Below are 366 nucleotides of genomic sequence, written 5' to 3' on the forward strand. Positions count from 1 at the left end.
TCCCCACAGCTTATCGCAACGTGCTACGTCCTTCATCGCCTCTCAGTGCCAAGGCATCCACCAGATGCCCTTCAGACGCTTGATCTCGTTACCGAACGTCACGCACAGGGACAAACCGCCCTGAACGCGGACGCTCTTATGAAGATGCATCCTCGGTCACTTACACTCGACTTTATTCACGATGTCAAAGATCCGGCGGTCGTGCAGTACAGACTGCCAAACACTTCTCGCCAACCCAAAACACACGCTGGAATGCCCAGCCTGTGTTCCAGATTGTCGAGAAGGGATGCGCCGACGGCGGCGCTTGAAGCGTTGCGTTTGGACCGGATCAAGGTCTTGGGTCAGCGTCCTTAGAAAGGAGGTGAT

1 protein-coding gene is annotated in these 366 nt (G+C 55.5%); it reads right to left on the bottom strand.

Features of this window, described 5'->3' with window-relative positions:
• Positions 1-156: 156 nt before the first annotated feature.
• Positions 157-366, bottom strand: a 210-nt coding sequence (locus EJ903_RS27530) for a hypothetical protein (RefSeq protein ID WP_210211590.1), incomplete at its 5' end; no start/stop codon positions are given.

Source organism: Azospirillum griseum (genome assembly GCF_003966125.1).
In the GTDB taxonomy this organism is placed as follows: Bacteria; Pseudomonadota; Alphaproteobacteria; order Azospirillales; family Azospirillaceae; genus Azospirillum; species Azospirillum griseum.